The organism is Pseudonocardia sp. Ae717_Ps2 (assembly GCF_001932475.1).
Classification (GTDB): domain Bacteria; phylum Actinomycetota; class Actinomycetes; order Mycobacteriales; family Pseudonocardiaceae; genus Pseudonocardia.
In genome coordinates this window covers 4,698,254-4,722,974 of the sequence record NZ_MCIS01000001.1, presented here as the reverse complement: position 1 = coordinate 4,722,974, position 24,721 = coordinate 4,698,254, and the positions used below count along the sequence as shown (strand labels likewise).

The following is a 24,721-nucleotide window of genomic DNA, read 5'->3' as shown; positions in this document are numbered from 1 at the left end:
GCCGAGCCGCTAGACCAGACCGGTGAGGCGTTCGATCTCGACGGGCCGAAGCTCGATCGCAGCGCCCGCGAGGTTGTTCTCGAGGTGTGAGACTTTAGAGGTTCCCGGGATCGGCAGGATGGTCGGTGAGCGGGCGAGCAGCCACGCGATCGCGACCTGAGAACCCGACACGCCATGCGCCGCGGCGATCTCGGCCAGCGGCCCCGAGTCGGCGGGTAGACCTCCCTGAGCCAATGGCGCCCACGGGATGAAGCCGATCCCTTCGCGGGTGCAGTACTCCATCACGTCGGCCGAGCCGCGGTCGATGAGGTTGTAGCGGTTCTGCACCGTCGCGATCCGGGCGATCGCGCGGGCCTCCTCAAGCTGCTCGACACCGACCTGGGAGAGCCCGATCTCGACGATCTTGCCTTCGTCCTGGAGCGCCTTGAGTTCGCCGACCTGGTCGGCCAGGGGCACCTGCGGGTCGACGCGGTGCAGTTGGAGCAGGTCGATGTGGTCGAGCCCGAGGCGACGCAGACTCAGCAGTACCTGCTGACGCAGGTATTCCGGGCGACCGACCGGCGGCCAGGCCTGTGGGCCCAGCCGCATCGCTCCCTGCGCTGTGTCGACGACATCGGGTCCGTTGCGTGTGAGCCCGACCTTGGTCGCGATGACGACGTCGTCCGGGTAGGGGTACAGGGCCTCGCGGATGATGGCCTCGCTGACGTGCGGGCCGTAGGAGTCGGCAGTGTCGACGAGCTGGACGCCCAGCTCGATGGCACGTCGGACGGTTCGGATGCATTCGGCGCGGTCGTCGGGTTCGCCCCAGATGCCGCGGCCCGTGAGGCGCATACCGCCGAAGCCCAGTCGGGCGACGTCCTTGTCTGCGAGGCGGAAGGTGCCGGCGGCACACACTGTCGATGTCATGAAGTCTTCTTCGAGGAGAGGTCGGAGGAACCGGTGGAGGCATCGAGGTGCGCGGCGAGTCCGCGCAGACCTCGATGGAGGATGCCCTGACGCAGGCTCTCGATCAGGTCAGTGGCGTCGTCGGGGTGGGCGTTGACGACGATCGACCAGCCGATGAAGGTCGCGCCGATGCTGGTTACCGGGCGCAGCTCGAGGCGTCCCCGGTAGTGCTGCACCGGGTAGGGCGAGGTGACGATCTCGTAAACCAGGGACCGGTCGGAGTCGTCGAGGGCTGCCAACGATTCCACCACCGTCGCTCCGTCGGCCATGGTCAGCACCCGCACGGCGCGGCCCGCGGCGGGGGCGCCCATCGCACTGGCCGCGACCGCCGGCTGCCAGAGGGCGAGCCCGTGGAAGTCTCGGACGACAGCCCAGACACGGTCGACGTCGTGGTCGAGCATTGCGCTCGCGTAGAGCTCGGTCATCGTCCGGTGTCCGTCGTGTGCTCGTCGAGCCAGCGCAGGACCGGCTGTAGTGCCTCGTCGGAGTTGGTCTCGTAGATCAGGCCGTGCCCGTTGCCGAAGATTCCGTGGTCGGGCAGATGGACGTGGTCGACGGCCGCACCCGCGTGGCGCAGGAACGCGACGATGTCAGGGCCCGCGGCGGCGAACGGTGACGTCTCACCGGTGACGATCGCCACCGGGACCTCGCGCAATCCCGGGATCCGCAGTGCACTCGGATCGGCGGCACGCACCTCGTCCGGCGATGCGAGCGGCGGGTCGTAGGTCACCGGGGCTGCGGTCAGGCCCCAGTCCAGCGTGCCGATCCCCGGCGCCGAGGCGAATGCCGGACCCATCGGTTCGATCGAGACGATGGCGCGAACGAGGTCGTGGCGTCGGTCGGCGAGCAGCCACCCGTCGGGACCGGAGGCGGAGTGCGTCATCACCACTGCCGGCCCGACCCGATCGAGCAACGTGGTGAGCCGATCGACGTCCATCTCCTGGGAGTCGGCGAGGGCTGCGGGCAGGGGGTTGAACGGGGCGATGAACGCGTCGAGCCCGGCCTCGTCATCGCGGGCGATCGGCCAGCGGGTCTGGCGGTCGGCGGCGGAGTCGGGAAAGAAGACCGCGCGGCCCTCCTCATAGGGGAACGCCGGCCCCATCGTGCCCACCACCGACGGATGGAATGGTGAGCGTCCCTGCGCGGGCCGGTCGACGAGCAAGACGGGCCAGCCCGCCTCGACGAGGCGCTGGGCCCACCCGGGTCGTCCGTCGGGGGTGTCCATCCACTCGGTGCTCTGCATGACCCCGCCGTGCACGAGCACGATCGGACAGGGCTTCGTGATGTGCTCGGGCGCTTCCCAAGCGACGAACATCGGGCCGCGCTGGTAGGTGTGCCCGCGCTGGATCACTCGCTCGCCGGGGACCCAGAACTCGCCGCGGCGCGACGCGCGGACGGTCCTACCGTCCCAGGGCAGCTGGGATCGGACGTCTCTACGTGTGGTCATGTCGTCTCACCGTCCTATCGGGGATGTGGGACGACGCTAAGGAGCGTTCCGAGCGGTCGGGTAGTACTCCTGCACCCACCCGGAGGCCGCGGCACGGACACCGGTGGCGGCGATCGGGCACGTCCGGCGATCCAGGTCAGGTGGAGCCGTCTGCAGGGAGCCGGCTGAGGGCCTCCAGGCCCGCCACGGTGTCCTCGTTGGTGGCGCTGTAGGTCGCGAGGTGCAGTCCGCGTGCGCTGGAGATCGCGAGCGACTCGTAGTGCAGAGACAGCATGCCGGCCTCGCGGTGCTGCAGCACCTTGTCCACGCTCACCTTCTCCGCGACCTCGTAGCGTTCCCAGAGTCGGGCGAACTTCGCACTGCGCTGCTGCATTTCGCGCACCCGACTCGTGACGTGCTGGTCGTGTGGGAAGGGCGCCGACGCGACGCGCAGGTGGCTGACCGCGCCGCGTGCGGCCGCGTCCGGATCGCGGTAGAAGGTGGCGGCGGCCGGATCGAGAAAGATCATCCGGAGCAGGTTGTCGAATCGCTCGAAGCCGGAGTAGAGGGCCAGCGCAAGGTCGTTGGCCACGAGGACGTCGAGGGCCGGGTCGAGCACGAAGGCCGGAACGGCGGAGAGGGAGTCGAGCAGGCGCCGTACGCCCTCGGACACTTCCGTGGCTGGCTGCGCGTGGCCGGGTCGGGGGAGCCCGAGCTGGTAGAGGTGGGCGGCGGCGATGTGGTCGAGGTCGAGGGCCGAGGCGAGCGCCTCGAGCACCTGCTCCGACGGGTGGACCTCGCGCCCCTGCTCCAACCGTATGTAGTAGTCAGTGCTGATTCCCGCAAGCAGGGAGACCTCGTCGCGCCGCAGGCCCGTTACACGCCGGTCCGGACCGCGTATCAATCCCGCCTGCTCGGGAGTAACGAGGCTGCGACGCGCCCGAAGGAACTCAGCGAGGCCCCCGTTGGTGGCGGTCACGGTACTAGATTAGCTCTTGCATCGTCGTCGCCGTCTCAACAGCACCGGAACCGGTATCAGGCGCTGACCGAGCATCTGCGCGCTCACATCGCAGCGGTCGGGGGCGACAGCGTGAGTCGACTGTTCCGGGGCGAGCGCGCGGACGAGCTGCCGAAGCTCAGCCACCTGCGCACCTGGCGCAGCGCCCGGCGGCGCTGTTGAACGTCTACGCAAGGACGATCGACGGCCAGCAGGACGCCGCGCGTCGGCGCATCGACGCTGCGTTGGGCAGGGCGGCGGGCTGAGCAGACTTCGGGGCGCATTCGGGGAGAACACCCGCAACGAGCCATCCACGGCCGGTGACGGCCGGACACAACGAACGAGGCCCCTCACCCTGTTACAGCAGGTGAGGGGCCTTGTTCGCTGTCAAGCTTTGACGTGCCCCCGGCAGGATTCGAACCTGCGCTCCCGCCTCCGGAGCAGTGGAGCGTGCGCCGGAGAAGACATGTCCTGACCAGGCATGATGTAGATAATGATCGGGGGCGTCGGACGCATCTGGGAACGTCCTGGGAAAACCTTGCCGGATGGGCCGAGTGACAGAGTGACAGCCCTACCGGCCGTGTCACTCGAACTGTCACTCTCGTTTGTGCTGGTCAGGGGTGGTGTAGTGACAGAGTGACAGAAGAAGAGTGGGGAGACGTGCCATCGTCTGGAACCGTCCAGCCCGCCGCACCACCGTGCGGACGTCCGTCCCAGTGCTCCTCCGCGCTCGGCCGGGACCCCGGGTGGCATCCGGGGTCCCGTAGCGCCTCTGCGGAGGAGCAGAGGGCCGCGTACAGCCCGCTCGATCCCCCGGGTCGACGAGCGCCCGTCCACGCCCCTCCTGTTGCAGCGCTGTGGACGTTAAGGCGCTGGAACAGGAGGGGGCAGCAACGATGGGTCGCATCGCCGTACGGCCGGGCGCCGTCGAGTGACAGAGTGACAGTGTCACTGAGCCTTTTTCAACCTGACCGAGGACCCGCCGCGAAGCGGCGGCAGGGGCCCCGTCGGCAGCGGCCAGATCCCCGATGATGCAGGTCAGGCCGCCGCGCGGTCGCGGTCCGGGGAGGCCCACTCGACGGCTTGACCAGCACAAACGCCAGGTTGAAAAAGGCTCACTGGCCTGTCACTCGAACTGTCACTCTCGTTTGTGCTGGTCAGGGGCGGTGCAGTGACAGAGTGACAGAAGAAGAGTGGGGAACGGCACCTGACGGTCCGTGCCTGGCCGCGCGTCGGGGTATGCGGTCTCAGCGCCGTTCTGGTGCTGCGACAGCTCCGTGGCGCCACCTGAGTGGCAGGAGGCGTCTGCGGTGGTCTCAGGGCCCTGGACGGTCTCGTTCTGGAGACCGTCCTCGTTCGGGAGGGGAATCTATCGGTCTTCAACGGCCACCTCACCGGGTTCGTCGTCGTGCACGATCGTGACAACGACGGCGACTACGAGACCGTCGCCCATATCTGGACTGCGGTGGCCTGGCGCCGCCGGGGAATCGCTCGACGCCTGCTGGCCGAGGCACGCTCCCGCTTTTCCGTTACTGCGTTCGAAGAGCCTTACACTAAACGACGGATCTGTGCTTATCGACGCCTCACGGGACAGCTGAGATAGCGTTGGGGTGGCTTCGGTGCATCACCGTGCCGCCCGCGCCGCCTCGCTGTTCTTCGCGAAGTTGGCGGCGAAGTTGGCCCACCACTCGCCGGGCGGGATTTCCTGCGCCGCGACCGCGAGACGCTTTCCGGTCTCGGTCACCACGGCCGCCGACATCGAGTCGACGAACGGTTGCACCTGCTGGTTGCCCTGGGCCTGGTACTCCCGTGCGGCAAGTAGGCAGTCAATCTTGTCGGCGTCGCGGGAGCAGCGTGCTTCTGGCGTCGCAGTCGGTTCCTTCGCACGCTCGTGTTCGTCGATCAGGGCGGCGATGTGCTCGGCGAGGACCGGCGGCAGCTCCGCCACTTGGTCGTGGGCGACGTCCTGAGCCGGGGGCGTCCGTACGTACGGCTTCCCCACGCTGGGGACGTCACCGATCCGGGTCTCCGGCATGTCGTGGAACAGGCCCAGTGCTGCCGCGCGGTCTGCGTTTGCGCCTTCGAGAGTGGCAATGACGTAGGCGAGAACTCCCACACGGAAGCTGTGCTCGGCTACCGATTCGGGATTCTTGACTCCTGCGAGCAGCCACCCGGAGCGGGGGAGTCGCTGAAGCTGGCCGGCCTCGTATGCGAACTTGGCGACGGCGTGCATTTCGTTGCTCAAATCGCACTCTCCACGAGGTAGGCCACCTGCTCCATGCGCTGTCGAACCTTACCGGTCAGGCCAGCATCGTCGCTGAGCGCGATCTCCACCGCTCGGCCGATGTGCCTCGCCTGCTCAGAGCTGCGGAGCAGGTCTCGCCGTGCCCTCAGGAGCGCCCACAGGGCATGCGCGCACAGCTCCCGGTACGGGGCCGTTGCAACCCCGGTCACGAGCGAGGCCAGGAGCCGGTCCCCGGACCACGTCGCCTGCTGACTGACCATGTCTCGATCGTCGGTCCAGTACGTGTCGTGCTCGCCGACCCAGTAGGCCCAGTAATTGAGATTCGCGATGATGAGTTCATCGCGCGCCAGTCCCTGGTCGATGAAACGTCGCAGCGGGTCGAGGTCGCCGGAATGAGCACTCGCGACGGCCTGGGAGCGAGCCACGGCCCACGCCGGGGACCACATGCTCAGGTCGGGTAAGGCTCGGGTATCGCTCGTCGTCTGCTGTTGGAGCCACCCCTGTGTGGAGTTGTTCGACGCGACCAGGAACTTCACCTGCCGACGTAACATGGCCGTTCGCTCGGTGCCCGTTCCGGCCTGGTCCGCAGCATCACAGAGGTCCCGAGCGACGGCGTCCTGCACCGTGCTGGGCACGTACAGCCGGGTGCGGATCTCGCTGAGCTGCCGGGGCACCTCGCCGGTGAGCGGCCAGGCGAGCAGCTCGGTCAGGGTGCGGTCGGGAACGATGACCGACAGCGGGTGCTCAGGGCTCCCGACAGTCGCCAGCTCGCCGTAGATCGAGTCCGCCACGAGTGCCTTCTCGAACACGACGAGGAGCGAAGGGTCCGGGTTGTGGGCCCGGAGTCCTCGGTTGACGCGCTGGATCTCCGCGAAGCTCGCATTGACTAGCGGGCGCCGACCCGACTCCCACGCCTGCAGGGTGCTGACGCCCACGCCGAGCTGCTCGGCGAACCCCTCCTGAGTGAGCCCGACGCGGCCACGGATGGCGCCCAGAACGGCTCCTCCGAGTCGCCCGATCAGCTCACTCGCACCGGGAGTAGGGGTTCGGTCCTTCATTCCGTGCTTCCTCACGCTCGGCCGCGTCGAACTCGTACTCGCGGTCAGGGGTCTCGGCCCTGACCTGGCAATACCGTTCTGGTTGTCCGACAGACGGTAGGCACTGGGCCCCGGCGACGGGGGTGAATCGGAGAATCCGTGAGTAGCAGCTATCTCTTGGCCTCGACCGTCTCGACCCTTTCGCGTAGCTCGGCGACCTCACCCTGGAGGCGAGCCACGATCTCGCGCAGATCCTCGGGAGGGTCGTCCGGGAGGGCCCGGACGAACGTTCCGCGACCGGCAGCGGACTCCAGTACCCCCGCGTGCTGCATCTCCTTCACCGCGGCGTGCGCGGTCAGCTCGGCGACGCCGTAGTGCTCAGCGAGTGCCCGCAGGGACGGGATCTTGTCCCCCACCGGGAACTCGCCCGCTCGGATGCGTCGGACGAGGTCCGACCTGACCTTCGCACTCAGCGACTGAGCGCCTCCCTGATCGACCGCCACCAAGCCACGGTAGCGGCCAGCTAAGCCACCGCACAGCACCACAAACACCCCTTGACAGATCGAGCACCACAGAGCACCTTAATGTGCACTGAGGCAATCGGGAGGATGGCAGATGTACACCGAACGCCGCGACATGGCCGCGCTCCGACGGATCGATAGCGCACCCGAGGGCTGGGCTCCTGACGGCCTGACCTCGGACGTGATCGACGCGTTGCTGGGCGACGAGATCGCTCGGGGGCGTGAGATCCCGAGCCTGCACACCACGCGGGTCCTCCACCTGCCCCGCCGCGCTAGGCAGCTCGTCGGAGGTGAGGCGGCGTGATGCGGGTCGTGGATGCGCTCCGTCGTCGGGTGCTGGACCAGGTCCGGGGCGAGTTCTGGCACCGGTCCGGTGCCGGGGTGGCGCTGGTGGTGCTTACCGGGGTGTTCGTGGTTCTGGCGCTGGGGGTGGCGGGTCCGCTGGACGGTGTGGCCGGCGTGTTGGTCGCGGTCGCGGTCGGGGTGGCGGGGGTCGAGACTGTCGAGGCGTTGGGTGGCGCGGTCGTGGGGTGGCGGGAGTGGCGTCGTCTGCGTTCCAACGACGGCTATCTGTCGGCGGTGGTGGAGGTTGTGGCGGCGCAGGAGCGGGCGGAGCTGGTTCTGCTCGGCGCTGGGGAGCCTCCGGCGGGTGCGCGGTGAGCGCCCGGCTGGGTTCGGTGGTGGAGCGGGCGGCGGCGACGGCGTCACGGGAGCGTCCGGCGCGGGCGGTGCGCCCGGGGTGGTGGGTCTACTCCTACGGCTCGGCGGGTGGGGGGTGGGCGCAGGTCATCGCGATCGGCCTGTTGTCCAAGGGGTGGGTGCGGTTCGAGCTGCGTCATCTCGATGGCCGGCGCGGTCTGGTCGAGGCGTCCCCGTCGCATCCGACGTCGTGCCTGACGGCGTCCACGGCGCGGCGGGTCGGGATCACCGGGTGACGTTGGCGAAGCGGGTCCTTCGCTTCACGCGCTGACCCTCGGGGTGTGGGCCGGTCGGGACCGGACGGGTGCACCTCGTTGATCCACATAGGACAGACGAAGTAGGCAGAGGAGCGGGGCGATGGGTTGGTTGTCGAGTACGGCCAGGGGCGGGGCCCGGGTGGGTCGGGCTGTGGTGGCGCGGGAGTTGGCGGCGGTGCAGCACGCGAAGCATCACCGGCGGGGTCGTCACACGGAGGAGGCGTCGGGGCCGGTGCATTGCCGGTTCTGCGGGGTCCGGGTGCGGTCGGGCATGGGTGATGTGTGCTCGCGTCCGCGGTGCATGAAGGCGGCCGTGCGATGAGCGCGCTGGTGGATCTGGACGACACCGGCCGGTGCCCGACGGACTCGGCGTGCGCTGGGTGCGGTGTGGCGGCTGGTGAGGGCGTGGGTGGTGGCCTGGTGGTGGTGACCGCTGGCACCGGTGTCGGGGTGGTGTGCCTGTCGTTGTGCCCGGCCTGCTGCGAGGCGGGGCGGGTGCCGCGGATGGTGGTGGTGACCGCGGCGCTGGCTGCTGGGGACCACTGCGAGCACTTGGGGATCGATCTGGATCAGATGGCTGCGGTGATGGAGTCGGGGTGGGACTGGTGAGCACCGAGACGTGGGCGCAGCGGCGTCGTGAGGACCGGGCCGCTGCTGCGGAGCGGGCCCGTCGTGACGCCGACGCCGCGACCGAGCGGGCGTTGCACGCGGAGGCGGTGCGGGCGGAGATCGCCGAGCGCCGCCGTACCGAGCAGGCCACCCGGGATCAGGTCGCCCGGACCGCGCGGGCCGAGCAGGCCCGCCGGGCCCGGACCGAGCGACGCAAGCGTGCGGCGGCCCGACGGTCGGCGGTCGGGGTGTGGGCGGCTGCGCATCGGGTGGATCTGCTGATCTATCCGCTTGCGGTGGTGTCGGCGGTGATGGCGGTCCCGGCGATGGCCGCCTATGGCGTCGCGGTCTACGGGTCGTGGACCGGTGCGGTGCTGCCGGTGCTGTCGGAGTTGGGGATGTGGGCGTTCGCGCTGGCGGTGCAGTCGCGGCGCCGCACGCACCCGGCCGCGCCGCTGTGGGCGTTGCAGGCGGGGGTGTGGGCGTTCGCGGCCGTGGCCGCGGGGCTGAACCTCGCCCACGGCCTCGACGGTGAGCACGGTGGCGTGAGTACCGGGCTGGTGATGGGTGTGGTGTCGGTGGCCGGGGTGATCGCGCACCAGTTGGTGACCGCCGGGGCCCGCCCGGCCCGCAGGGCGCGCACCGAGCGGGCGGCGGAGCGCAAGCTGCGCGCGGCCCGGCGGGCTGCGTTGCGGGCCGCGGTCGCGCAGATCGACACCGACGGCGACGCCCGTCTGGTCCATGCCCCTGGGGTCTACCGGGTCGAGCGGGACGGGCTCGGCCGCCCTGTGCTGGCCCCGCACACCACGCCCGGTCTGCCTGTCGACGACGACGGCGGGGACCTGGCGGCGGAGGTGTCGGCGTGGCTGGCCGAGCAGAACCCGGGCCTGTTGAGCGTCCCGGTCCCGTCCGCTGACGAGCCCGCGGACGGGACCGGGAACCAGCACGACCCGGCCGACATCGGGACCGAGGACGACCGCCCCGACGGGCACGGCGTCGCCACCCTCGACCGGCCGACGGGACCGACCGGTGGTGAGCACGGTCGCCGTCGTCCGCGGAAGGTGGCCCGGCCGCGGGCTCGCTCGATGGATGCGCTGCGCGCCGAGTTTGCGGCGGCGGTGGCGGCGGGGGAGGTCGATCCGTCCTCGGCGGAGTCGATCCGTACCGGTCTGCGCTGCGCCCCGGCCCGGGCGCGGGCGCTGCGTGATGAGCACCGAACCGACCAGTCCTGACCTGCGATGATCGAGGGGAATCGACCTGTGGACAGCAACTCGCACGACCGGCACGACGAGATCGGGACCAGCATCACGGACCAAGCCGTGATCGAGGGTCCGGCGCCGCGTGCGGCGGCCGGGCGGGGTGAGCACGGGCGGCGCCCGCCGCCCCGTGGGGGCCGGGCGGGTGAGTCGCTGGTGATCGACGCCGAGTCCGTCACTGAGGAGCCGGCCACTGGTGAGGTGGTGTCTGCTGATCGGGGGCCGCGTAAGGTCGCTCGACGGGCGGGTGGGCTCGTTCGGTCCGGGGTGCATGTGGTCACGACCGCTGCGGGTGGTCCGGCGCGGCGAGCGGGGGCGGCGGCGGTGGCCGGGGTGAAGGCGACCCCGAAGGTGACCGCTCGGGCTGCGGTGACCACGGTGGCCGGGTACGGCTCGCTGGTTCGGCGCGCGGTCGCGGCAGCGACCCACGGTGGGGTGCGCGAGCAGATCCGCGCCGCCCGCGCGGCCGGGGACTCCACGGCGGTGGCGGAGTGGACCGAGCGTCTGGACACGTTGAAGGGCCACCGTGCCCAGCGGATCAAGGAACTGCCTCGTCAGGTACTGGCTGCGCTGATGGTGACCGGTATCGCCGTGGCGGTGCTTGGTGTGCTGTTGCTCGCCGGTGGGGTCACCGCGTGGCTGGCGCCGGGCGGGTTCGGCTGGGGCTCGTGGTGGGAGATGGTCGGCTTGGTGGTCCGGTTCGTGACCGCTGCGGTGACCGTCGCGGCCACGGTGGCGCTGTGGGTGGCCGGGCCGGCGCTGTTGCTGGCCGGGTGGTGGGAGGGGCGCCGCCACACTGCCGGCCCGGCGTGGCTCGCGACCAGTACCGACGCCGATCTTGACGCGCTGGTGGATGAGACCACGATCGCCCGTGCCCTGGACGCGCTGCGTATCGCCCAGATCAGCGCCTACTTGAAGGCGGGCACGCCGTTGCAGTTCCTCACCCCCGCTCGGGTTGATGGGCGCGGTACCCATGCGGTGGTCCGGCTCCCGGCCGGGGTCACCGCCGACCGCATCGCGCGGCGCCGCGCGGACCTCGCGACGGGGCTGCATCGGTTGGCCAAGGAGGTGTGGCCGACCACCGGTACCGAGGCTGGGATCCTGGATCTGTGGGTTGCGGACAAGGGCGCTCTTGCCGAGGGCGCTGGCCCGTATCCCCTGCTCGACGACAGCGCGACCACGGTGGATGTGTTCAAGGGGGTGCCGTTCGGGCGGAACCTGCGCGGCACCCCGATGGTGGCGCCGCTGCTGGAGCGCAACACTCTCGCCGGTGGGATGCCTGGACAGGGCAAGTCCTCCGCCGCCCGGGTCCTCATGGTCGGGGCCGCGCTGGACCCGACGGCTGAGCTGCGGATCTGGGTGCCGGATGCGAACTTCGACTTCGAGGTTTTCCGGCCTCGCTGCTCGCGCTACGTCATGGGTGCCGAGGACGTGCGGATCGCCGAGATCACCGAGCACCTGCGGGAGCTGCACGCCGAGGTCCAGGCCCGCGGTGAGCTGCTGGTCCGCTACGAGATCCCCGCGGTCACCCGCGAGTACGCCTCCAAGGGCGTCGGGCTGCACCCGCTGTTCTGCCTGCTGGAGGAGGCTCACGTCGCGATCCAGCACCCCACCCACGGCGCCGAGGTCGCGAAGCTGCTGGTCGACATCGTCCGGCTCGGTCGTAAGCGCGGGATCCACCTGATCGTCTCCACCCAGGCCCCCACCAAGGACTCCATGCCCCGTGATGTGACCCGCAACTGCTCCAACGGCGTCGCGTTCGCCGTCGGGGACCACGTCGCCAACGACGCCCTGCTCGGCCAGGGCGCCTACACCGCCGGGCACCGCGCCACCGAACTGATCCCCGGGGTGGACCGCGGAACCGCGGTGGTCAAGGGGTTCTCCGGGCAGCGCTCGGAGATCGTGCAGGTCTACTTCCTGTCCGTCGACAAGGACACCCCCGCCGGGGACCAGGTCACCCCGCTCATCGAACGCGCCCTCGACGCCATCGAGCGCCGTGGGAAGGGCCTGCCCGGTGCCGGGCGCCCCGCTCCGCAGGCCGAGCCGGAGCAGTCGCGGGACCTGCTCGACGACCTCGACGCCGTCCTGGGTGCCGACCCGGTCCGCATCGCCGACGTCCCGGCCCTGCTCGTGCGTCACGCACCGCGCCACCAGCCCTACCGGTCGCTGACCGGTAAGGCACTACGCGCTCAGCTCGCGGCCGAGTTCGGGATCAAGGTGCCCTCCACCGGGAACCGCTGGCCCCTCGATCCCGTCACCGTCCGTGACGCACAGGTGCGGCGGGCGACCGCGGACCTCGACGACGACCACGACGGCGACACCGAACAGGAGTGAACCGGGTCCGGCTCGGCCGGCCGCCCCGCTACACGGCGCTTCCAGCCCGCCGGGCGGGCCCGGTTAACCCGGCTCACTCGATCACTCGACGCAGGTCAGCACGTCAGAGAGCCACAACCGGGCGGGAGTGAAGAACCTAACCCGCCCACCGCCACCTCACCCACCGACCTCACCCCAGCTCCATCACCCGACACCACGCCCACCAGGCCGGTGCCGCGACCCCGTCATGCCGAAAACAGGAGCCCTCATGTCTACACACAGTCACCGAAACCCGAGCGACGTCGGCCGAGTGGACCGGGTCGCCGTCACCACGTTGGCTCTGCTCGCCGCCACCGCCACCGCTAGTGCAGCGACCGCTGCTGCCCTGGCCCACCAGCCGTGCGCCGGCCGGGAGCAGCGGTGAGCGGGGTGATGACCCAGCGGTGGGGCTGGCAGCCCACCGCCCGCATGTGCGAGGGCCTGCCGACCTGGCGGTGGCGGTGCGCCCCGGCCGGGCTGGTCACCCGCCGCCAGATGCGCGCCGCCGGACGCGCCCCCGCGGGTGCGGAGCCGGTGGGGCGGATCGAGTGCCGCCGCGGACGGCGGTGGGCGCTGCTGTGGGACCCCGCCGAGCTGGGCCCCAAGCGGGTCCCGACCCCCGCGCAGCGGGCCGCGCTGGGCCGGGCGCTGGCCGCGCGGCGGCGCTGCCCGGTCTGCGAGATCGACGCCGGGTACTGCATCCCCCGCTCGCTGGGCTGCTGCCTCGACTGCCACGACACCACCCACTCGACCCGCCACCACCAGGGAGACCCGCGATGAGGTTCCGCGCCCGCAAGACGTTCCGACTCGGCCCGCTGCGGGCCACGGTCAACCAGAACGGCCGGTGGTCGTTCGCCATCGTCGTCGGTCCGGTCACCCACAACCTGACCCGCCGCACGACCTCGATCGACACCCCCGGCCCGGGTGGGTTCCACCACCAGCACGGCCGCCGGACCCGTCGGGGCGGTGGTCAGCGGTGAGCGGGGACGGGGAGCCGGGCTGGCTGGAGGCGCTGTCGGGGTTCACCGAGTACGTCTGCTTCACCGTGGCGTGCGTGGGGTGCGGGGCGCCGCACACCGACATGGACGACAACACCCTGCACTTCCCGACCAGGGCCGCCGCGGTCCTGCACGCCTACTCCACCGAGCACTGGGGCGTCGGACCTGAGGGCATGTGGTGCCCGCAGTGCTACTGGGACGCCTACGCCGCCGAGCGGGCGGCGTCCGTTGACGGGGGTCTGCGGTGAGCGCGGCGGCGGAGGACCTGTGTCGGGTCGCACTCGGGTTGGCCGGGCGGGATTGGCCGGTGTTCCCGCTGCGGCCGGGGAGCAAGCGCCCGGCGCTGCACGGGCACAGCACGTGCCGGGGCACCGGGCCGTGCGCGGGCGGGCACCGTGGGTGGGAGCAGCGGGCGACCACCGACCCGGACCGCATCCGCGCAGCGTGGTCGGCGGGGGTGTTCAACGTCGGCATCGCGACCGGCCCGGCCGGGCTGCTGGTGCTCGACCTCGACACCCCCGAGCCGGGCGAGGTGCCGCCGTCGCGGTGGGCTGCCCGCGGGGTGATCGACGGCGCAGGGGTCTTGGCCGTTCTGCTCGCCGACGCCGGGCGTGTGCTCCCGGTGACCTATGAGGTGCTGACACCGTCGGGCGGGCGGCACCTGTACTTCCGCGTCCCGGCCGGGCTCGAGCTGCGCAACACCGCGGGGGAGACCGGGCGTGGGTTCGGGTGGAAGGTCGACACCCGGGCCGGTGGCGGCTACGTCGTCGCCGCCGGGTCCCGCACCCCGACCGGGGTCTACCGCGCCGCCGACGACCAGGCCGAGGCGGCGGCGCTGCCCGGGTGGCTGGCCGACCGGCTCGCCCCGCCCCCGCCCCCGGCTGTTCCAGCGGGTCCGATCCGGACGGGGTCCGGGCGTCGTGACCGCTACCTCGACGTTGCACTACGGGCTGAAACAGCACGGGTCACCGGGGCGGCCAAGTCTCAGCGCAACGCCTGTCTCTACGTGGCCGCGGTCGCGCTCGGGCAGCTCGTCGCGGGTGGCTCTCTGCCCGAGCATGAGGCCCGCGCGGTGCTGCGCGGCGCCTGCGCCGGGCACGTCGCGCTCGGCGCCTACTCCGGCCACCAGGCCGAGAAGACGATCGCGTCCGGCCTACGGGCCGGGGCCAAGCGACCCCGACGGATCGAGGACGCGGCATGAACTCCCCACCACCCCCACCCCGACACACCAGCGGCCCCGCGGTCGGGGCGCAGACGGCCACTCAGGGCGCCGTGAGCGCCTCCCAGAGCGGGCCCCGACGTGGGGGCTTCCCGGCGCTCGGTGCGGTGCCGACGCCGCCCCGCACGGCCTGGACGGCAGAGGAGCTGATGGGCATGGACTTCCCGACCCCGCGCTGGGCGGTGCCCGGGATCATCTGCGAAGGCGTGACCCTGCTCGCCGGACCGCCCAAGGTCGGCAAGTCCTGGATGAGTCTCGGGCTGGCGCTCGACATCGCCGCCGGGCGCCCGGCGTTCGGCCGGATCGACGCCGAGGCCGGTTCGGTGCTCTACCTCGCGTTGGAGGACACCCCGCGCCGGTTGAAGTCCCGCATGGAGATCGCGCTCGGCGGGCGGCCCGCCCCGGCCGGGTTGACCCTGTCGATCGCCTGCCCGCCGATGCCTGCCGGTGGTGACGTGCAGGTCGCGGAGTGGCTCGACAACCATCCCGACGCCCGCCTGGTCGTCATCGACGTATTCGCCAAGGTCCGCGGCAACCCCGCCCCCGGGGTGTCGGCCTACGACGCCGACTACGCCGCGATGACCCGGATCAAACGGGTCGCCGACCACTACGGCATCGCCGTCGTTCTGGTCCACCACGTCCGCAAGGCCGCCGCCGAGGACTTCCTCGCCACCGTCTCGGGCACCAACGGGCTCGCCGGTGCCGCCGACGCGGTCCTGGTCCTCGAACGCGCCCGTGCCCGCGCGGACGGCGTCCTGCACGTCACCGGCCGCGACGTCGACGAAACCGACTACCCACTGGCGTTCGACCCGTCCGCGGGGGCGTGGTCACTGCTCGACGGCAACGCCGCCGACTACCAGATGCGCGACACCCGCTCGCTGATCATCCGCTACCTGCGTGACTACCCCGGCACCAAGCCCAAGGACATCGCCGCCGCCCTGGACATCGACGCCGGGACCGTGCGCCAGAACTGCCGACGCATGGAGACCGACGGACAACTCCGACGCAACCCCGCCGGGCAGTACTGGCCCGGCGACACCGCCTCTACAGCAGCGAGTGACAGCAGTGACAGCGGTGACATACCCGCCGTCGAACCACTGTCACTGCTGTCACTTCGTCACTCAACCTCCGACGACCAGGGAGAACACCAGTGACGAGCCCAGCTGGTCCGAGTGACAGCCGCGTGACCGCGGCGGGGCCTCACCTCTGTCACTCTGTCACTCGACCCGCGTTGACCTGCGGAAACATGAGTGACAGTTCGAGTGACAGGCCCTGCGGAGGTGTCACTCTGTCACTCGGCCTCCGCAGCCGGGCCGCGGCCGAAGCGCCCGCCTGCGGCGACGGTCGGGCCCCATCAGCGCAGACCCACCGCTGTCACTGTGTCACTCCACCCTGTCTGGCCCGCGTAAACAGCTGTGACAACCCGAGTGACACCCGCCCCGCGCTGTCACTCACCCCGGAGGTAAACCCCATGAGCCGGTCCGCCGCCCGCCTCACCGTCACCGACCTCTGCACCGAACTCGCCATCTCCCGCTCCACCTTCTACGACTGGCGCGCAAAAGGCCGCGCACCCCGCTGCATCAAGCTCCCCAACGGCGAGATCCGCATCCGCCGCACCGACTTCGAGAACTGGCTCGACACCCTGGAGGAGGCGACCGCCTGATGACCACCACCTACGACGTCCGCATCTGGAAAACCGACGTCTACAAGGGCAAAACCACCACCGCCTACACCGTCATGTGGAGAGTCGGAACCAAGCGGTGGAAGAAGCGGTTCCGGACCAGCGCGCTGGCCGACAGTTACCGTGCCGACCTGATCAGCGCCTCCCGCCGGGGCGAGGCATTCGACATCGAGACGGGACTCCCTGTCTCAGCGGCCCGTCCGGCACAGGTGGTCAACTGGCTCGACTTCGCCTGCGACTACATGGACATGAAGTGGCCCGGGGCCGCTGCGACCTATCGCCGCAGCATCTCCGAGGCGCTGACGGCGATCACTCCTGCGATGCTCGACGGGGTACGGGACGGGGCTCCCGACGGTGTCGCGATGCGGCGGGCGCTGCACCGGTGGGCCTTCAACACGGCACGGCGGGACGGGAGCCCGGCGGCGGTCCGGTCGGACCTCCGGTGGCTGAAACAGCAGGCAATGCCGGTCGGGCGGCTAGCCGAGCGGGCCGTCCTCCGAGGAGTCCTCGACGCGCTGGCGCAGCGGCTCGACGGCCGACCCGCGGCGGCGAGCGTCGTGAGCAAGCGGCGACGGGTGCTGTTCAACGTCCTGGAGTACGCGGTGGAACGGGAGCTGCTACCTGCGAATCCCCTGCCGACATTCAAGTGGACGGCACCGAAGGTCTCGACCGGCGTCGACCGGCGGACCGTCGTCAACCCAGTTCAGGCCCGCACCCTGCTCACCGCGGTGGGGGAGACGCAGCGGAGCGGGCCGCAGCTCGTGGCGTTCTTCGCGCTGCTCTACTTCGCCGCCCTCCGGCCGGAGGAGGCCGCGAACGTGCGCAAGCACAACCTGTCGTTGCCGTCGTCTGGGTGGGGGGAGATCTACATCGCCGAGGCGACCCCGTACGCCGGATCGGACTGGACCAATGACGGCGCACAGCGCGACGTCCGGCAGCTCAAAAACCGGGCGAGAGGGGAGGGACGGACCGTACCGACGCCGCCGGAGCTGACCGGCTACCTGAACCACCACCTGGCATCTCGACCGATCGGACCGGGCGGTCGGCTGTTCCCGGGGGAGCGGGTGCCGGAGCTGCCCAAGCTCACGTACATGCGGACGTGGCGTTCGGCTCGCCAACGGGCGTTTACCCAGGACGTCGCTGCCGGGCCGCTTGGCGCGACGCCCTACACGCTCCGGCACGCTTGCGTGTCCACGTGGCTGAACGGAGGTGTCCCGGCAACCCAGGTTGCGGAGTGGGCCGGGCACTCGGTGGAGGTGCTGCTGAAGGTTTACGCGAAGTGCCTCGACGGCCAGGACACCGTCGCGAGACAGCGGGTGGAGGACGCGCTCGGCGGTCGGTGACGGTGGGAACGTCCTGGGAACGGGGCGTGGGAACACCCTGGGAACGACCAGCCGCTGACGGCCACCCACAGCCGGTGACACCCGGACGCAACGAGAACGGCCCCTCGCCCTGTTTCAGCAGGTGAGGGGCCGATTTTCGCTGTTGGCACTCGTGGTGCCCCCGGCAGGATTCGAACCTGCGCTCCCGCCTCCGGAGGGCGGTGCTCTATCCCCTGAGCTACGGGGGCCGTGCGATGGGAGAACAGTAGCGCACGGTGCCCGGGTCCCCGGCACGGGGGCCCGGGCGTGATCAGCCCAGCGGCAGCGGCGCTGCTCCCCGTTCGGCGAGCAGCCCGCGCATCAGCTCGGCCTCGGAGTTCTGCGACGCGAGCATCTGGGCCGCGAGGTTGCGGACCTCGCCGGTGTCGGCGTGGTCGCGGGCGTACTCCAGCATCGACACCCCGCCCTGGTGGTGGCGGAGCATGAGCTGGAGGAACTCGACGTCCAGCGCCGTGCCGGGCGGGGTGGCGCGCAGCCGCGCGAGGTCCGCGGTGCTCGCCATGCCCGGCATCGTCGCGGTGCCGCCGGACATGCCCGCCATCCCGGCGTGCGCGGAGGAGCCCATCCAGGCCATGTGGCCACCGCTGGGCAGGCTCGGGGCGTCCCACAGGCCGAGCCAGCCCTGCATCCGGCCGACCTGCTGGTTCTGGGTGGTCTCGATGTCGAACGCGAGCTGGCGCACCCGCGGGTCGGTCGCGCGGTCGCGTTCCCAGGAGGCCATCTCGACGGCCTGGCGGTGGTGCACGGTCATGTCCTGGGCAAACCCGACGTCGACCGAACCCGGCTCGGGCACGAACGGGCCGAACGCGCCGCGCACCGCGAACCCGGCGACGAGCACGGCCACGAGCGCGACCAGGCCGAACGCGATGGCCGGGGGGTTGTTCCAGGGGGAGCGCTCCTGCTGCGGGGCGCTCACTGCCCGGGAGCCGGCGCCGGCGCGGGGGCGGGCGCTCCGGGGACGGCCGGGTCGGGGGCGGGGGCACCGCCCGGGGTCGCACCCTGGTTCTCGGGCAGGACGGTCTGCCCGTCGACGGCGGACTGCGGCGGGATCGGCTGGAAGGCCGGCGGGTTGTCCTGGTCGAAGCCCTGCGCGCCGAGTGCGTCGCAGGAGGCGCCGACCTCGGGGTGGGTGAACCGGTTGAGCCGCAGCGCGCGGATGAACTGGTCGATGCGCTCGTCGTCGGCGTTCTGGACCTTCAGCTGGTTGCCCCAGGACTGCAGCGAGATCGGGGCGTCGAGGCCCGGGTAGGGCGACATGACCGTGTACGGCTGGCCCTCGACCCGCTGGGCGAGCGCGGCCTTCCCGGCCTCGTCGAGGGTGTCGGGGTTGTAGGCGACCCACACGGCGCCGTGCTCGAGGGAGTGCACGAGGTTCTCCGAGCGGACCGGGTTCGGGTAGACGACGCCGTTGCAGGCGGCCCAGAACCCGTCGTGCGCGCCGCCGAAGGGCGGGCTGTGGGTGTAGGCGACCCGCTGGAAGCCGAGCACGTGCTGCAGGCCCGGGTACTCCTGGCTGACGATGCCGGGGATCGCGAGCGCGGGGTTCCGATTGTCCTCCGAGGGCTCCCAGGCCCGGTTCTGGTTGCGCTGCACCAGCGGGTAGACGATGAACGCCCCCGCCAGCAGCACCAGCACGGTGATCGCCGCGACCATGCCCCAGGGGAACTGGCGCTGGCCGACCGCGCTGGGCATCGACGGTCGCTTCTTGCCGGACTTGCCGCTGGCCATGGGGAGTCCTGTTCGTGGTCGGCGGGCGGTTTCGCCCGAGTCTAGGAAGGCGCCGTCACCGGCTCGCCCACCACCCGTAGGAGCGGTAGTCGGGGTAGGGCGCGAGCAGCGGGGCGACCGGGCGGGTGGTCACCGTGACGCGGTCACCGGTCACGAGCTCGCCGGGCACGGTGAACGACGCCTGCGCCCACGGCTGCGCGTCCGGCAGCGTCCACTCCCCGGCAGGGCGACCGTCCACGTCGACGGCGACCACCCGGGTCCGCTCGCCCGGCAGCGCGGGCCCGGCGCCGATCCGCCCGGTCAGGGTGACCGGCCGGCCGGGGACGGTCCCGCCGAGGGTGAAGGTCTCCCCACCGACGACGTGCCGGCCGCTGTCGGCGACGAGCCGTCCGGGTGCGACGACGGCGCGGTCCAGCACCGAGTCCGGCTGCACGCCGAGCACCGGCGGGTCGGTCGTCCAGCCGTGCGCGGCCTCGTCGGCCATGTCCCCGATGTTCAGGTGGTCGACGATCCGGCCGGGCACCGGCAGGTCCGGTGCCTGCGCGGAGTCCGCGGCGGACCAGTCCGCCCGCCAGATGCTGACCCGGTCGCAGCTGCGGTCGAGCTGGCAGGTCTGCGGCGCGGACGCCGAGATCGGCCGGGCCGGCCCGGCGAGCGCGAAGGTGATGACCGGCTCGGCGCCGAGCAGCCCGGCGCGGCCGAGGTCGGCGACCGGGACCCCGCCCCACCGGTCGAACACCGCGAACCACTGCGGCCGCTCGGGCCCGGGCAGTGCCCGCAGGGCCTCGTAGAGCGTCCCCGGCCCGTTCAGCGACGGTGCGGCCATCCCGTTCGTGGTCAGCCCGACCAGGTCGACGGTGCGGCGCCCGCCGAACCAGGCCGCGGCGCCGACGTCGTTGACGGCGACGGCGTCGCCCGGCGGCACGTTGCCGGCGATCCACTGCGCGACGCTCACCGGGCCCTCCCGCATGGCCGACGCCTGCTGGCCCAGCCGCAGCGCCCAGGCCGGCGTCGCGGCGAGGGTGAACAGCAGCACCACCGCGAGCAGCCCGGTGCGCGCCGCCCGGTTCCCGACGAGCCCGGCACCGAGCACCACGAGCAGGAGCAGCAGCGGCAGGAACGGCTGCAGGTAGCGCAGGTCCTGCCACATCGCCGTGGTCAGGGTGGCGACGGCGAGCACCACCGACGCCAGCCCGCCGCCGAGCACCACCGCGAGGACGCGCTCCCGGCGCGCGGCCAGCACGGCGACCCCGAGTACGGCGAGCACCAGCGCGAGCGGCGCCAGCACGTCCTGCCCGGACAGCCCGGACAGCGACGCGAGGATCGCGGCGACGTTGCGCTGCACGTGGTCGGCGATCTCCAGCGGCTGGCGCAGGAAGCCGGTGTGCAGCCACGACTTGGCGAGCACGCCGTTGGCCTGCGACGTCCCGGTGAGTACCCGGTACAGCAGCAGCTGCCCGGCGAACACCACCACCGGCACGGCTACGAGCGCGAGCCGTCCCCACGGACGCCCCGCCCGCGCGGCCGGGCCCGGGGCCGGGCGCAGCAGCGTCCACGCCATCGCGGCGGTGAACGCGGCGGCGAGCAGGAAGCCCTCGGGCCGGGTGAGGGCCAGCAGCGCCGCGACCACCGGCGTCGCGCGGAACCGGGGACGTTCGCGCAGGTAGGACAGCAGCGTCCCGGTGGCCAGCGCCGCGAGCAGCCCCACCTCCATGCCGCTGGCCCCGCCCCACAGCAGCGGCCCGCACAGCGCGGTGAGCAGCCCCGCCCACCACCCGGCCGCGCGCCCGCCGAGCCGGGTCGCGGCGGCCGAGGTGAACCCCGCCGCACAGGCGACCCCGACGACCCCGCCCACCACCGCGACGGCGAGCAGCCACCGGCCGTCGAACCCGACCGCGTGCGCGGCGCCGAGCAGCACCATCCAGAGCAGGCTCGACGCGCCCGTCGTGATCTCGGCGCCGGGCTGGTAGCGCAACGGCTCGCCGTCGCCGAACTGCCGGGCGTACTGCAGGTGGATGTAGACGTCGTCGAGCGGCGGCACGAGGCTGCCCCGGTTGTAGCCGACCGACACCGCGACGAGGACCGCCCCGAGCAGCAGGGCGAGCGCCCCGGAGACGACGGGGGCGCGGGTACTCCGGTCGGTGGAAGGGGACGTCACGCCCCGCATCGTCGCCGGTCGGGGTGCGGATACCTGCATGAGGGTGTCGGGGGTCCCTCCGTAGAATCCCGCTGGTGAATCCCGACGTGCTCGCCGACCTGGTCCGTGACGTCGCGCGGGACGTGCTGCTCCGACGCGACCTGGACGTCTCCGCGCTGCCGGCCGATGCCGGTGTCGAGCGTCCCCGCAACCCCGACCACGGCGACTACGCCACCAACATCGCGCTGCGCACCGCCAAGAAGGCGGGTGTCAACCCGCGCGAGCTCGCGACCTGGCTGGCCGAGGAGCTGGCCACCCGCGACGGCGTCGCGAGCGCCGAGATCGCCGGGCCCGGGTTCATCAACCTGCGCCTGGCCGCCGACGCGCAGGGCGCGATCGTCGGGGAGGTCCTCGCCGCGGGCGCGGGCTACGGCACCGGCGACGAGCTGGCCGGGCGCAACGTGAACCTGGAGTTCGTCTCCGCCAACCCGACCGGACCGCTGCACCTGGGCGGGACCCGGTGGGCCGCGGTCGGCGACGCGCTGGGCCGGGTCCTGACCGCGCGCGGCGCGAAGGTCACCCGCGAGTACTACTTCAACGACGCCGGCGCCCAGATCGACCGGTTCGTCGCCTCCCTGGTCGCGGCCGCGAAGGGCGAGCCCGCCCCGGAGAACGGCTACGGCGGGGCCTACATCGCCGAGATCGCCCAGCGGGTCGTCGCGGCCGAGCCCGGCGCGCTGGAGCTGCCCGACACCGAGCGGGACGAGGTGTTCCGCCGGGTTGGCGTCGGCTTCATGTTCACCGAGATCAAGCAGAAGCTGGGGGAGTTCCGCGTCGAGTTCGACGTGTGGTTCCACGAGCAGTCGCTGCACGACTCGGGCGCGGTGGAGACCGCCGTCGCCGCGCTGAAGGAGAAGGGCTCGCTCTACGAGTCCGACGGCGCCTGGTGGCTGCGCTCGACCGACCACGGCGACGACAAGGACCGCGTCGTCATCAAGTCCGACGGCCGGCCCGCCTACATCGCCGGCGACATCGCCTACCTGCGCGACAAGCGGGCCCGCGGGTTCGACCTGTGCATCTACATGCTCGGCGCGGACCACCACGGCTACGTCGCCCGGCTCAAGGCCGCCGCGGCCGCGTTCGGGGACGACCCGGCCGTCGTCGAGGTCCTGATCGGACAGCTGGTCAACCTGGTCAAGGACGGCGTCCCGGTCCGGATGAGCAAGCGTGCCGGCACCGTCGTGACGATGGACGACCTGGTGGAGGCCGTCGGCGTCGACGCCGCGCGGTACTCGCTGGTGCGCTCGTCGGTGGACTCGGGCCTGGACATCGACCTGGACCTGCTGGCCAGTCGGACCAGCGAGAACCCGGTGTTCTACGTCCAGTACGCGCACGCCCGGCTGTCCTCGCTGGCCCGCAACGCCGCCGACCTCGGCATCACCCCCGGCGAGGACTACGGCCTGCTGTCCCACGCCCGCGAGGGCGACCTGATCCGCACCCTGGGCGAGTTCGGCGACGTCGTGCGGACCGCCGCCGAGCTGCGCGAGCCGCACCGGGTCGCCCGCTACCTGGAGTCGCTCGCCGGCGCCTACCACAAGTTCTACGACTCCTGCCGCGTCCTGCCCCAGGGCGACGAGGAGGTCTCCGACCTGCACCGGGCCCGGCTCGCGCTCTGCGTCGCGGCCCGCACGGTGCTCGCCAACGGCCTCGCGCTGCTCGGCGTCGACGCCCCGGAACGGATGTGACATGAGGGCACACCCCGCAGGCCCGATGCACGCGGGCCTCACCCCCGCGCCCGAGTCGGCCGGCCCCCGCCCGGAGAGCGCCGCGGCGCTCGACGAGCTGGCCCCGGCGGTCTGGCCGCGGCACGCCGCCCGCGGCGAGGACGGCGCGTTGCGCCTGGCCGGGGTCGACGTGCGCGATCTCGCCGCGACCCACGGCACCCCGCTGTTCGTGCTCGACGAGGACGACTTCCGCGGCCGCTGCGCCGAGTTCGCCGCCGCGTTCGGGGCGCACGCCGTGCACTACGCGGCGAAGGCGTTCCTGTGCACCGAGATCGCCCGCTGGGTCGCGCAGGAGGGCCTGTCGCTGGACGTGTGCTCCGGTGGCGAGCTGGCCGTCGCGCTGCGCGCGGAGTTCCCGCCCGAGCGGATCGCGCTGCACGGCAACAACAAGTCCCTCGCCGAGCTCGACGCCGCGGTCGAGGCGGGGGTCGGCGGGATCGTCGTCGACTCCTTCGACGAGATCGCCCGGCTCGCCGACGTCGCCGCCGCGCGGGACACCGTCGCGCCGGTGCTGATCCGGCTCACCGTCGGCGTCGAGGCGCACACCCACGAGTACATCGCCACCGCGCACGAGGACCAGAAGTTCGGGTTCTCCATCGCGAGCCAGGACCAGAAGGACTCGCCCGCGCTGGAGGCCGCCCGCCGCGTCCTCGCCGCGAGCCACCTGAGCCTGGTCGGGCTGCACAGTCACATCGGCTCGCAGATCTTCGAGACCGAGGGCTTCGAGGCCGCCGCCCGCCGCGTGGTGAAGGTGCTCGCCGACCTGCACGCCGAGCACGGCGGCGAGAACCTGACCGCGCTGCGGACGCTGGACCTGGGCGGCGGCATCGGCATCGCCTACCGGCCGGGGGACACCCCGCTGTCGATGCCGGCGCTGGCCGAGGAGCTGCGCGCGATCGTCAAGCGCGAGTGCGCCGCCTCCGGGCTGGACGTGCCGGCGATCGCGGTCGAGCCGGGCCGGGCCATCGCCGGACCGGGCACCGTCACCGTCTACGAGGTCGGCACCGTCAAGGACGTCCCGCTCGGCGGGTACTCGCGGCGCTACGTCAGCGTCGACGGCGGGATGAGCGACAACATCCGCACCTCCCTCTACGACGCCGAGTACGACGTGCGGCTGGTGTCCCGCGCCAGCGGGCGCGACTCGGTGCCCGGTGGGGAGGCCCCCGTGCTGTCCCGGGTGGTCGGCAAGCACTGCGAGTCGGGTGACATCGTGGTGCGCGACTGCTGGCTGCCGGCCGACCTCGCGCCGGGCGACCTGCTGGCCGTCGCGGCGACGGGGGCCTACTGCTACGCGATGGCGTCGGGCTACAACCGGCTGCCGCGCCCCGCTGTCGTCGCGGTGCGTGACGGGGTCGACCGGACCCTGTTGCGACGCGAGACACTGGAGGACCAGTTCCGTTTCGAGGTGTGAGCGCAGCCGGGTGAGAACCACCACCCGGACCCGTCTG

Annotated in this window: 27 protein-coding genes and 1 tRNA gene; 17 read left to right on the top strand and 11 right to left on the bottom strand. The window is 71.9% G+C overall.

The genetic code is table 11. From position 1 onward, the window contains the following. Nucleotides 1-9 precede the first annotated feature (9 nt). The 4 genes from Ae717Ps2_RS21560 to Ae717Ps2_RS21545 all read right to left on the bottom strand — a co-directional run bounded on the left by Ae717Ps2_RS21560 (nt 10) and on the right by Ae717Ps2_RS21545 (nt 3,350). The gene (locus tag Ae717Ps2_RS21560) at nt 10-906 is read right to left on the bottom strand and encodes an aldo/keto reductase (protein ID WP_075333833.1); all 897 of its coding nucleotides are present in this window, start codon (nt 904-906) and stop codon (nt 10-12) included. Next, nucleotides 903-1,346: an SRPBCC family protein gene (locus tag Ae717Ps2_RS21555; RefSeq protein ID WP_158071532.1), complete on the bottom strand. Its 444-nt coding sequence runs from the start codon at nt 1,344-1,346 to the stop codon at nt 903-905. Before Ae717Ps2_RS21555 ends, Ae717Ps2_RS21560 begins: the two co-directional genes overlap by 4 nt. Before the next feature lie 20 nt (nt 1,347-1,366). Beyond that, the gene (locus Ae717Ps2_RS21550; protein WP_233147647.1) at nt 1,367-2,392 is read right to left on the bottom strand and encodes a lysophospholipase; all 1,026 of its coding nucleotides are present in this window, start codon (nt 2,390-2,392) and stop codon (nt 1,367-1,369) included. Between the two features lie 136 nt (nt 2,393-2,528). Then, nucleotides 2,529-3,350: a helix-turn-helix transcriptional regulator gene (locus Ae717Ps2_RS21545; RefSeq protein ID WP_075310464.1), complete on the bottom strand. Its 822-nt coding sequence runs from the start codon at nt 3,348-3,350 to the stop codon at nt 2,529-2,531. Nucleotides 3,351-4,659: 1,309 nt separating this feature from the next. On the opposite strand from Ae717Ps2_RS21545, the gene Ae717Ps2_RS40485 reads away from it, so the two are divergent. Beyond that, nucleotides 4,660-4,971: a GNAT family N-acetyltransferase gene (locus Ae717Ps2_RS40485; RefSeq protein ID WP_075310466.1), complete on the top strand. Its 312-nt coding sequence runs from the start codon at nt 4,660-4,662 to the stop codon at nt 4,969-4,971. A gap of 21 nt (nt 4,972-4,992) precedes the next feature. Here Ae717Ps2_RS40485 and Ae717Ps2_RS21535 read toward each other — a convergent pair whose 3' ends face one another. From Ae717Ps2_RS21535 to Ae717Ps2_RS21525, 3 genes are all read right to left on the bottom strand, one after another. Continuing rightward, nucleotides 4,993-5,613, bottom strand: a complete 621-nt coding sequence (locus Ae717Ps2_RS21535) for an HD family hydrolase (RefSeq protein WP_075310468.1) — start codon at nt 5,611-5,613, stop codon at nt 4,993-4,995. Beyond that, nucleotides 5,610-6,671: a helix-turn-helix domain-containing protein gene (locus Ae717Ps2_RS21530; RefSeq protein WP_075310470.1), complete on the bottom strand. Its 1,062-nt coding sequence runs from the start codon at nt 6,669-6,671 to the stop codon at nt 5,610-5,612. Before Ae717Ps2_RS21530 ends, Ae717Ps2_RS21535 begins: the two co-directional genes overlap by 4 nt. 149 nt (nt 6,672-6,820) lie before the next feature. Next, a complete protein-coding gene (locus Ae717Ps2_RS21525) occupies nt 6,821-7,153 on the bottom strand; it encodes a GntR family transcriptional regulator (protein ID WP_158071531.1) in 333 nt (110 codons plus the stop codon). Between the two features lie 112 nt (nt 7,154-7,265). Here Ae717Ps2_RS21525 and Ae717Ps2_RS21520 point away from each other — a divergent pair, with 112 nt between their 5' ends. From Ae717Ps2_RS21520 to Ae717Ps2_RS21460, 14 genes are all read left to right on the top strand, one after another. Continuing rightward, the gene (locus tag Ae717Ps2_RS21520) at nt 7,266-7,475 is read left to right on the top strand and encodes a hypothetical protein (protein WP_075310472.1); all 210 of its coding nucleotides are present in this window, start codon (nt 7,266-7,268) and stop codon (nt 7,473-7,475) included. Further along, nucleotides 7,475-7,831 (top strand): hypothetical protein, encoded by a 357-nt coding sequence (locus Ae717Ps2_RS21515; RefSeq protein ID WP_143510434.1) that lies wholly within the window; start codon nt 7,475-7,477, stop codon nt 7,829-7,831. Before Ae717Ps2_RS21520 ends, Ae717Ps2_RS21515 begins: the two co-directional genes overlap by 1 nt. Further along, nucleotides 7,828-8,106 (top strand): hypothetical protein, encoded by a 279-nt coding sequence (locus tag Ae717Ps2_RS36275; RefSeq protein ID WP_075333831.1) that lies wholly within the window; start codon nt 7,828-7,830, stop codon nt 8,104-8,106. The genes Ae717Ps2_RS21515 and Ae717Ps2_RS36275 overlap by 4 nt, the downstream gene beginning before the upstream one ends. Nucleotides 8,107-8,445: 339 nt before the next feature. Then, nucleotides 8,446-8,736, top strand: coding sequence for a hypothetical protein (locus Ae717Ps2_RS21505; protein WP_143510432.1), 291 nt, complete (start codon nt 8,446-8,448; stop codon nt 8,734-8,736). Further along, the gene (locus Ae717Ps2_RS21500) at nt 8,733-9,968 is read left to right on the top strand and encodes a hypothetical protein (protein ID WP_075334341.1); all 1,236 of its coding nucleotides are present in this window, start codon (nt 8,733-8,735) and stop codon (nt 9,966-9,968) included. The genes Ae717Ps2_RS21505 and Ae717Ps2_RS21500 overlap by 4 nt, the downstream gene beginning before the upstream one ends. A gap of 357 nt (nt 9,969-10,325) precedes the next feature. Next, nucleotides 10,326-12,326, top strand: coding sequence for a cell division protein FtsK (locus tag Ae717Ps2_RS21495; RefSeq protein WP_198932222.1), 2,001 nt, complete (start codon nt 10,326-10,328; stop codon nt 12,324-12,326). Between the two features lie 247 nt (nt 12,327-12,573). Continuing rightward, nucleotides 12,574-12,729, top strand: a complete 156-nt coding sequence (locus tag Ae717Ps2_RS37415) for a hypothetical protein (protein WP_158071530.1) — start codon at nt 12,574-12,576, stop codon at nt 12,727-12,729. Continuing rightward, nucleotides 12,726-13,124 carry an RRQRL motif-containing zinc-binding protein gene (locus Ae717Ps2_RS21490; RefSeq protein WP_198932221.1) on the top strand — a complete coding sequence of 133 codons (399 nt, stop codon included), beginning with the start codon at nt 12,726-12,728 and terminating at the stop codon, nt 13,122-13,124. Before Ae717Ps2_RS37415 ends, Ae717Ps2_RS21490 begins: the two co-directional genes overlap by 4 nt. Beyond that, nucleotides 13,121-13,324: a hypothetical protein gene (locus Ae717Ps2_RS21485; RefSeq protein WP_075333828.1), complete on the top strand. Its 204-nt coding sequence runs from the start codon at nt 13,121-13,123 to the stop codon at nt 13,322-13,324. Before Ae717Ps2_RS21490 ends, Ae717Ps2_RS21485 begins: the two co-directional genes overlap by 4 nt. Then, nucleotides 13,321-13,590: a hypothetical protein gene (locus Ae717Ps2_RS21480; RefSeq protein ID WP_075333827.1), complete on the top strand. Its 270-nt coding sequence runs from the start codon at nt 13,321-13,323 to the stop codon at nt 13,588-13,590. Before Ae717Ps2_RS21485 ends, Ae717Ps2_RS21480 begins: the two co-directional genes overlap by 4 nt. Next, on the top strand, nt 13,587-14,543 hold the full coding sequence (locus Ae717Ps2_RS21475) for a bifunctional DNA primase/polymerase (protein WP_075333826.1): 957 nt from the start codon (nt 13,587-13,589) through the stop codon (nt 14,541-14,543). The genes Ae717Ps2_RS21480 and Ae717Ps2_RS21475 overlap by 4 nt, the downstream gene beginning before the upstream one ends. 71 nt (nt 14,544-14,614) lie before the next feature. Continuing rightward, nucleotides 14,615-15,715: an AAA family ATPase gene (locus Ae717Ps2_RS21470; RefSeq protein WP_233147646.1), complete on the top strand. Its 1,101-nt coding sequence runs from the start codon at nt 14,615-14,617 to the stop codon at nt 15,713-15,715. A gap of 317 nt (nt 15,716-16,032) precedes the next feature. After that, nucleotides 16,033-16,224 (top strand): AlpA family transcriptional regulator, encoded by a 192-nt coding sequence (locus tag Ae717Ps2_RS21465; protein WP_075310485.1) that lies wholly within the window; start codon nt 16,033-16,035, stop codon nt 16,222-16,224. After that, a complete protein-coding gene (locus Ae717Ps2_RS21460; RefSeq protein ID WP_075310487.1) occupies nt 16,224-17,585 on the top strand; it encodes a tyrosine-type recombinase/integrase in 1,362 nt (453 codons plus the stop codon). The genes Ae717Ps2_RS21465 and Ae717Ps2_RS21460 overlap by 1 nt, the downstream gene beginning before the upstream one ends. A gap of 152 nt (nt 17,586-17,737) precedes the next feature. Here Ae717Ps2_RS21460 and Ae717Ps2_RS21455 read toward each other — a convergent pair. The 4 genes from Ae717Ps2_RS21455 to Ae717Ps2_RS21440 form a co-directional block, all read right to left on the bottom strand. After that, nucleotides 17,738-17,812 (bottom strand) — tRNA-Arg (locus Ae717Ps2_RS21455). 62 nt (nt 17,813-17,874) lie between these two features. Next, nucleotides 17,875-18,540, bottom strand: a complete 666-nt coding sequence (locus Ae717Ps2_RS21450; RefSeq protein WP_075310489.1) for a DUF305 domain-containing protein — start codon at nt 18,538-18,540, stop codon at nt 17,875-17,877. After that, nucleotides 18,537-19,352 carry a DUF3105 domain-containing protein gene (locus Ae717Ps2_RS21445; RefSeq protein ID WP_020626016.1) on the bottom strand — a complete coding sequence of 272 codons (816 nt, stop codon included), beginning with the start codon at nt 19,350-19,352 and terminating at the stop codon, nt 18,537-18,539. Before Ae717Ps2_RS21445 ends, Ae717Ps2_RS21450 begins: the two co-directional genes overlap by 4 nt. A gap of 55 nt (nt 19,353-19,407) precedes the next feature. Beyond that, the gene (locus Ae717Ps2_RS21440) at nt 19,408-21,510 is read right to left on the bottom strand and encodes a hypothetical protein (RefSeq protein ID WP_075333824.1); all 2,103 of its coding nucleotides are present in this window, start codon (nt 21,508-21,510) and stop codon (nt 19,408-19,410) included. Between the two features lie 74 nt (nt 21,511-21,584). Here Ae717Ps2_RS21440 and argS point away from each other — a divergent pair, with 74 nt between their 5' ends. Together argS and lysA are read left to right on the top strand one after the other, a co-directional pair. Then, nucleotides 21,585-23,234 carry an arginine--tRNA ligase gene (argS, locus tag Ae717Ps2_RS21435; protein ID WP_075310493.1) on the top strand — a complete coding sequence of 550 codons (1,650 nt, stop codon included), beginning with the start codon at nt 21,585-21,587 and terminating at the stop codon, nt 23,232-23,234. Nucleotide 23,235: 1 nt separating this feature from the next. Then, the gene (gene lysA, locus Ae717Ps2_RS21430; RefSeq protein ID WP_075310495.1) at nt 23,236-24,684 is read left to right on the top strand and encodes a diaminopimelate decarboxylase; all 1,449 of its coding nucleotides are present in this window, start codon (nt 23,236-23,238) and stop codon (nt 24,682-24,684) included. The last annotated feature ends 37 nt before the right edge of the window (nt 24,685-24,721 follow it).

Excerpts from the sequence above, each read along its gene's own strand:
- Ae717Ps2_RS21460 (WP_075310487.1), top strand. The coding sequence starts at position 16,224 with ATGACCACCACCTACGACGTCCGCATCTGGAAAACCGACGTCTACAAG.
- Ae717Ps2_RS21485 (WP_075333828.1), top strand. The coding sequence starts at position 13,121 with ATGAGGTTCCGCGCCCGCAAGACGTTCCGACTCGGCCCGCTGCGGGCC.
- Ae717Ps2_RS21555 (WP_158071532.1), bottom strand. The coding sequence starts at position 1,346 with ATGCTCGACCACGACGTCGACCGTGTCTGGGCTGTCGTCCGAGACTTC.
- Ae717Ps2_RS21560 (WP_075333833.1), bottom strand. The coding sequence starts at position 906 with ATGACATCGACAGTGTGTGCCGCCGGCACCTTCCGCCTCGCAGACAAG.
- Ae717Ps2_RS21515 (WP_143510434.1), top strand. The coding sequence starts at position 7,475 with ATGCGGGTCGTGGATGCGCTCCGTCGTCGGGTGCTGGACCAGGTCCGG.
- Ae717Ps2_RS37415 (WP_158071530.1), top strand. The coding sequence starts at position 12,574 with ATGTCTACACACAGTCACCGAAACCCGAGCGACGTCGGCCGAGTGGAC.
- Ae717Ps2_RS21465 (WP_075310485.1), top strand. The coding sequence starts at position 16,033 with ATGAGCCGGTCCGCCGCCCGCCTCACCGTCACCGACCTCTGCACCGAA.
- Ae717Ps2_RS21445 (WP_020626016.1), bottom strand. The coding sequence starts at position 19,352 with ATGGCCAGCGGCAAGTCCGGCAAGAAGCGACCGTCGATGCCCAGCGCG.
- Ae717Ps2_RS21550 (WP_233147647.1), bottom strand. The coding sequence starts at position 2,392 with ATGACCACACGTAGAGACGTCCGATCCCAGCTGCCCTGGGACGGTAGG.
- Ae717Ps2_RS21520 (WP_075310472.1), top strand. The coding sequence starts at position 7,266 with ATGTACACCGAACGCCGCGACATGGCCGCGCTCCGACGGATCGATAGC.
- Ae717Ps2_RS21530 (WP_075310470.1), bottom strand. The coding sequence starts at position 6,671 with ATGAAGGACCGAACCCCTACTCCCGGTGCGAGTGAGCTGATCGGGCGA.
- Ae717Ps2_RS21505 (WP_143510432.1), top strand. The coding sequence starts at position 8,446 with ATGAGCGCGCTGGTGGATCTGGACGACACCGGCCGGTGCCCGACGGAC.
- lysA (WP_075310495.1), top strand. The coding sequence starts at position 23,236 with ATGAGGGCACACCCCGCAGGCCCGATGCACGCGGGCCTCACCCCCGCG.